Source organism: Thermoanaerobaculia bacterium (assembly GCA_018057705.1).
Classification (GTDB): domain Bacteria; phylum Acidobacteriota; class Thermoanaerobaculia; order Multivoradales; family JAGPDF01; genus JAGPDF01.
In genome coordinates, this window is record JAGPDF010000141.1 from 1 (window position 1) to 5998 (window position 5998).

7 protein-coding genes are annotated in these 5998 nt (G+C 68.9%); 2 read left to right on the forward strand and 5 right to left on the reverse strand.

Translation table 11 applies throughout. The features are described from left to right. Positions 1 to 186 (reverse strand): hypothetical protein (locus KBI44_21085; GenBank protein ID MBP9146980.1); only part of this gene is annotated, 186 nt, incomplete at its 3' end. A gap of 44 nt (positions 187 to 230) precedes the next feature. Between KBI44_21085 and KBI44_21090 the strand changes: the two genes are divergently transcribed. Continuing rightward, a complete protein-coding gene (locus tag KBI44_21090; protein ID MBP9146981.1) occupies positions 231 to 3020 on the forward strand; it encodes a proprotein convertase P-domain-containing protein in 2790 nt (929 codons plus the stop codon). Positions 3021 to 3196: 176 nt separating this feature from the next. Here KBI44_21090 and KBI44_21095 read toward each other — a convergent pair whose 3' ends face one another. The 4 genes from KBI44_21095 to pgl are packed head-to-tail and all read right to left on the reverse strand — an operon-like array spanning position 3197 to position 4897. Next, the gene (locus tag KBI44_21095) at positions 3197 to 3379 is read right to left on the reverse strand and encodes a hypothetical protein (protein MBP9146982.1); all 183 of its coding nucleotides are present in this window, start codon (positions 3377 to 3379) and stop codon (positions 3197 to 3199) included. A gap of 41 nt (positions 3380 to 3420) precedes the next feature. Next, positions 3421 to 3798, reverse strand: a complete 378-nt coding sequence (locus KBI44_21100) for a PIN domain-containing protein (GenBank protein MBP9146983.1) — start codon at positions 3796 to 3798, stop codon at positions 3421 to 3423. Further along, the gene (locus tag KBI44_21105; protein ID MBP9146984.1) at positions 3795 to 4073 is read right to left on the reverse strand and encodes a ribbon-helix-helix protein, CopG family; all 279 of its coding nucleotides are present in this window, start codon (positions 4071 to 4073) and stop codon (positions 3795 to 3797) included. Before KBI44_21105 ends, KBI44_21100 begins: the two co-directional genes overlap by 4 nt. 35 nt (positions 4074 to 4108) lie before the next feature. Further along, entirely contained in the window at positions 4109 to 4897 is a 789-nt protein-coding gene (gene pgl / locus KBI44_21110) for a 6-phosphogluconolactonase (GenBank protein MBP9146985.1), read from the reverse strand. 109 nt (positions 4898 to 5006) lie between these two features. On the opposite strand from pgl, the gene gnd reads away from it, so the two are divergent. Further along, positions 5007 to 5998, forward strand: a 992-nt coding sequence (gene gnd / locus KBI44_21115) for a decarboxylating 6-phosphogluconate dehydrogenase (protein ID MBP9146986.1), incomplete at its 3' end; no start/stop codon positions are given.

Consider the following 5998-nt stretch of genomic DNA (forward strand, 5'->3'; position numbering starts at 1 on the left):
CCCCCGTCCGTCGAGCCTGCCGTGGAGGTCGCGACCTCCGGCGAAATCACGGTTGATTTCTCCATTACGATCGAGTACTTTCGACATCAGGAACCCGCAAAACTTGGCCGGATCGAGCCCGGCGCCAGCGTGAGCTGGGCGCAACTCAGGAGCCGGCAGGGTTCGATACGGGTCCTGAAAGGCCACCCCCGGCATTCTCCGAACGACCTGCCCTAACAGGAGAGAAACTCATGAAGTCGCGCTTGGGAACTTCAGCAGCCTGCTGCCTGCTGTTCTGTCTCCTCGTCTTCCCGCTGCTCGCGAGTCCGGCAGCCGCCGACATTTCCGCGAATTCTTCGCAGCGGCAGGTCCTCGCCCGCGGCGCCGAATCCTACGGTCCGGTGACGCCCTTTCTGACGCGGCCGATGTCCGACCTGGTCGGTGTCGAGGCCTGGCAGCCGGGCGACCCGATCCGCGAAGTGCCGCGCCGCTTCTATCCGGTTCCCGGCGCCGAGCCCGTTGCCTTCGGGGAGGGCCTCGCCGATCCCCTGCTCGAGCTCGGACGCTCGCCCTCCGCCGCCACCATCGTGCTCGACGTCAACGTCGCCGGCACGGCCTTCACCGGCGCGACGCCTCCCGACACCGTCGGCGACGTCGGTCCGTCGCACTATGTTCAGGCCGTCAACGCCACGCGCATCGCCATCTTCGACAAGAACGGCGTCCTTCTGCCCGGCTATCCGATCGACCTCTCGTCGCTCGCACCGGGCGGTGGATGCGCCACGGACAATGCCGGCGATCCGATCGTGCTCTACGATCAGCTCGCCGACCGTTGGTTCCTGCAGGAATTCACCGGCGCGGGGCTCCTCTGCATCTATGTCTCGCAGACCTCCGACCCGACGGGCGCCTACTACTTCTACTCCTTCGACCCGCCCGACTTTCCGGACTATCCGCACTTCGGCGTCTGGTCGGACGCCTACTACGGTTCGACCAACGAGGCCGGCAGCGGCGGCAACCAGACGACCTACGCCTTCCATCGCGCCAACATGCTGACCGGCGCTCCGGCCACCATGCAGCGCCTGACGGCGGTGCCGCCGGTCTCCGGCTACGGTTTCCAGACCCTGACGCCGGTCGACCACGACGGCGCCAGCACACCGCCCGGAGGAGCGCCCGGCATCTTCATGCGCCATTTCGATGGTGAGGCGCACGGCTCGCCCGTCCCGGCCACGGACCTCCTCCAGATGTACGAGATGGACGTCGACTGGGTCACTCCCGCCAACACGACGGTGACGACGTTGCCGGCGATCACCATCGCCGACTTCAATTCCTGGATGGTCAACTACACGACCTTCTTCTCGGTCCCCCAGCCCGGCACTTCGACCCGGCTCGACCCGATCCGCGAGGCGATCCTGAACCGGCTGAGCTACCGCAACTTCGGCAGCCATGAGGTGCTGGTCGGCACCTTCGCCACCAACCGCAATGCCGCGACGAGCGGCACCGCCGTCGAAGCCGGTCTGCGGTGGTTCGAGCTCCGGCGCGTGGGCGGCATCGGCAACCCGTGGACGCTCTTCCAGGAGGGAACCTTCGGCGGCGACACCAATTCGGCCACCGCCAACTTCTTCATGGGCGGCATCGCCATGGACGGCGCCGGCAACATCGCGCTCGGCTACAGCAAGACCGACACCGCCGTGCCGAACGTCTTCCCCAGCATCGGAGTGACGGGCCGCCTGGCCACCGACACCGCCGGCACCATGTCGCCGGAGGTCCCCGTCGTCGCCGGTGTCCAGGCCCAGACCGGCACCGGTCGCTGGGGCGACTATGCGGCCATGGGCGTCGACCCGGCAGACGACTGCACCTTCTGGTACACGAACGAGTACATGCCCGGCGGAAGCTGGGGCACGCGGGTCACCTCCTTCGTCATCGAGGAGTGTCTCTTCGGATTCGCGCTCGCTCCGACGCCGGCGGCGCTCGACGTCTGTGTCGCGAGCGATCCGGACCCGGTGTACTCGATCGCCGTCTCCTCGGTCGGCGGCTGGAGCTTCACCGTCGATCTAGGGGCGACCGGCCTGCCCCCGGGCACCACCGCGAGCTTCACGAACGACGGCTCCCTGCCGGACTTCGTCAGTGCCTTCACGGTCAACGGCGTCGCCGGATCTTCGACCGGCAGCTACGACATCGACGTGACCGGCACGGGAGGCGACGCTCCGCCGACCGTGCGCACCACCCAGGTCACCTTGAACCTCGCCATGGCGAACCCTGGCGCGCCCGTGAACACGACTCCGGCCAACGGTGCCACCGGCGTCTCGCTCCAGCCGACGCTCACCTGGGCCGCGGCGCCCGAAGCCATGGGCTACGACCTCGAGGTCGCCACCGACGCCGGCTTCACCAACATCGTCTATTCGGCGCCGGGCCTGCCGGGCACCAGCCATCAGCTGGGCACGGCGCTCGACCCCTCGACGCAGTACTTCTGGCGCGTGACGGCGACGAACGTCTGCGGCGAGGCGACTTCGACACCGTTCTCTTTCACCACCGTGATCATCAGCTGCGCCACCTTCGCCAGCACGAACGTGCCCCAGACGATTCCGGACAACGCATCGGCGGTCTCGACGCTCACCATCCTCCCCGCGAGCGGCGGCACCCTGGTCGACGTCAACGTGAAGAACCTGGTGGGAACGCATACCTTCATGGGCGACATCGAGTTCTCTCTCCGGAGCCCGGCGCTCACCAATGTGGTGGTCATGGCGCGAGCCTGCGGCACCGCCGAGAATTTCAATCTCAATCTCGACGATCAGGCGGCACCGGGGGCCTGGCCCTGCCCGCCGGTCGGCGGCGGCACCTACCGGCCATCGAACCCGCTGTCGGGCTTCGCCAGCGAGTCGAGCACCGGAGTCTGGACACTGACCATCACCGACAACGCCTCGATCGACACCGGCCAACTCCAGAGCTGGAGCCTCGAGCTCTGCATCGAGGGCGCCAGCGCCGTGATCTTCGTGGACGGCTTCGAGAGCGGCAACACCAGTCTCTGGTCGCTGAGCTTCCCCTAGAGCGCGATCCGGAGAGGTCGAAAGGCCAAGGGCCGGCGGCATCTTTCGATGCGCCGGCCCTTTCTTTCGCCTTCCTGAAGCAACTGGTAGGAAACGGGTGACAGTTACCGATTTCGGCCGCGGTAAAAGGCGAGCGCCAGGATGCCGGGAAAGCCGGATCCTGACACCGGTTCTTTCTACTTGACGGTCACGACGACGTACTGGGTGCCGTAGGGCTGGTAGTAGGTGCTCCCGCACATGTGCAGGGTGGTTCCTTCGACGACGACGATCGTGCACGCCGGAGGCAGCGTCGCGACGTAGACGGTGGACCGGTAGATCACCCTCCGCGTCGTGCGCCGGGCGACGCCGGCATAGCTCACCGGCGTCAGCGGGCCAGAATCTCGCCGGCGGGAGGGCGGACTCAGGCTTCGAGGACGGCGAGTCCGTAGGTCGCGAAGCGCCGAAAATCGGCCGCGTTCGAGGTCGCGAGAGGTTCGCGGGCCCGCAGCGCGGTCGCCGCGATCATGCAGTCGATGAGCGAGCCGCGCCTTCGTCCGGTCTCGTTGAACAGGCGCGCGGCGAGCACGGCATCCTCCTCCGTGAAAGCAACACGCAGCGACACGACGCCCGCCGCGAACTCGTGTTGAGTGTCGTCGATCGGACCGCACAGCAACTCCGTCCAGGCAACGGCGCTCATCCCCAGGACCTCGGAGCGCCTCAGCCACTTCCGCAAGGCGCGATCCTCGGCGGAGTCGCGCACGAGCCCTCGGATGAGAAAGCTCGTATCGAGAAAGATCACCTGGACTCGCTCCGGCGGGAGGCCGCCCGACGCTCGGCGCGGACTGCCTTGGCCCAGCGATCCGCCGCCGGGCCCTTCCAGTCGAGCGCTCGCTGCAGGGCGTCCAGGGCGTCGAGCGCCGTCGGCGCTCCGCCGGTCGACTCTCGCCGAGCCGCGCCGATCGCCCGCCGCAACGCCTCGGACTTGGACACCCCCCAGCTCGCGGCGATCTCCTCGAGAGCGCGAACCGTCGCGACGTCCAGCGAGTAGGTCGATTTCACGGTAGTGGTGGCCATACCATGACTATAGGGCCATACTTTTGCGTGCGCAATCACCCGCCGAAGTAGCGCCGAGATCGACGACTCGACCGCCGCGCGGCAGCTGCCTGCAGCCCGGCATCCGAATGGCCGGGCGGCAACTGCAGCGCCGCGTCCGGATCGAGCAGCAGCCAGGCCTGGTCGGCCGCGGCGAGCGCCAAGGCCAGCGGCAGTCCGGAACCGGCCTCGCCGAGCGCCGCGCCGACGGCCGCCGCCTTGGACTCCCCCAGCGCCGTGACGACGAGGCAGCGCGCCGCAGCGATCGCCGGGAGCGTCAGGGTGAGGCGCCTGGGAGGCGGCTTCGGCGAATCGACCACGGCCGCGACGAAGCGGCGGCGCTCGTGGAGCAGAGGATGACCGGGAAAGAGCGACGCGACGTGCCCGTCCGTTCCCACCCCGAGCCAGAGTACGTCGAAGCGCGGCGGGTCGCCGAGGCAACCGAGCATCTCCGTCTCGCCGGCGACTCCCGCGGCTTCGAGATCGGGGAGGTCGGCCGGCAGGCGGTGGAGATTTGCCACCGGCACCTGGGCAGGTCCGAGCAAGAGGCGCTGCGCGAGGGCGAAGTTCGACTCAGGGTCGGTCGCCGGGACTGCCCGTTCGTCGCCCCAGAAGACGTCGGTGCGCCGCCAGTCGATGGCGGCGCAGACGAGTCGCGGGAGGAGCGCTGTCGCGGCGGAGCCGCCGGTGAGCGCCAGAGAGAAGCGCCCGCGCTCTGCGATTGCCGCCGCAGCCTGGCGCTCGAGACGGTCGACGAAAGCCGCCGCCAGCTCCTCTGGCGCCGCCACCAGGATCTCCGGCTTCACGGGGCGATCCTAACTTGCATTCCTCCACCGGAGTCTTGCGGGCGGTCGCCAGCGCCGCTCCGCCTGAGGCCCGCCGGGATAAGGTTCATCCTCGGCGAAGGGAGCGGGCATGCAATTCGGAATGATCGGACTCGGACGTATGGGCGCCGGCATGGTGCGCCGGCTGCAGAGGGCCGGACACGACTGCGTGGTCTACGACCGCGCGCCGCTGGCCGTCGCGGCGCTGGTCGCCGAGGGGGCGACGGGCAGCGCGTCGCTCGCCGAATTCGTCGAGGCCCTGGCGATGCCGCGCCATCTCTGCCTCATGGTGCCGGCGGCCTTCGTCGACTCGAGCCTCGACGCGCTGGTGCCTCTCCTCGCCGCCGGCGACACCGTCATCGACGGCGGCAACTCGCACTTCCAGGACGACATTGCGCGCGCTGCGCGCCTACGCGGTGCGGGACTGCACTACGTCGACATGGGGACCTCCGGCGGCGTCTGGGGTCTCGAGCGCGGCTACTGCCTGATGATCGGCGGCGAGGCGGAGATCGTGCGCCGGCTCGACCCGGTCTTCCGCGCCCTCGCGCCGGGAAAGGGCGAGATCCCCACGACGCCGGGGCGCGAAGGAGCCGCCGACACGGCCAGCGAGGGCTACCTGCACTGCGGCCCGAGCGGCGCCGGCCACTTCGTCAAGATGATCCACAACGGCATCGAGTACGGCCTGATGGCGGCCTATGCCGAGGGCTTCAACATCCTGGCGCAGGCCAACCTGGGTGCCGGCACGCACGAGGTCGACGCCGAAACCACGCCGCTCTCTCATCCCGAGCACTACCGCTACGACTTCGACTTGCCGGCGATTGCCGAGCTCTGGCGCCGCGGCAGTGTCATCCCGTCGTGGCTGCTCGATTTGACGGCGCAGGCGCTCGCCGGCGACCCGAAGCTCGAGCGCTTCAGCGGCCGCGTTTCCGACTCCGGCGAGGGCCGCTGGACGGTCGCCGCGGCCAACGATCTCGGCGTGCCGGCGTTCGTGCTCGCCGCGGCGCTCTTCGAGCGTTTCGCCTCGCGCGGCAACGCGCAGTTCCAGAATCAGGTGCAGTCGGCGATGCGCTTCGGCTTCGGCGG

Excerpts from the sequence above, each read along its gene's own strand:
- KBI44_21105 (MBP9146984.1), bottom strand. The coding sequence starts at position 4,073 with ATGGCCACCACTACCGTGAAATCGACCTACTCGCTGGACGTCGCGACG.
- KBI44_21090 (MBP9146981.1), top strand. The coding sequence starts at position 231 with ATGAAGTCGCGCTTGGGAACTTCAGCAGCCTGCTGCCTGCTGTTCTGT.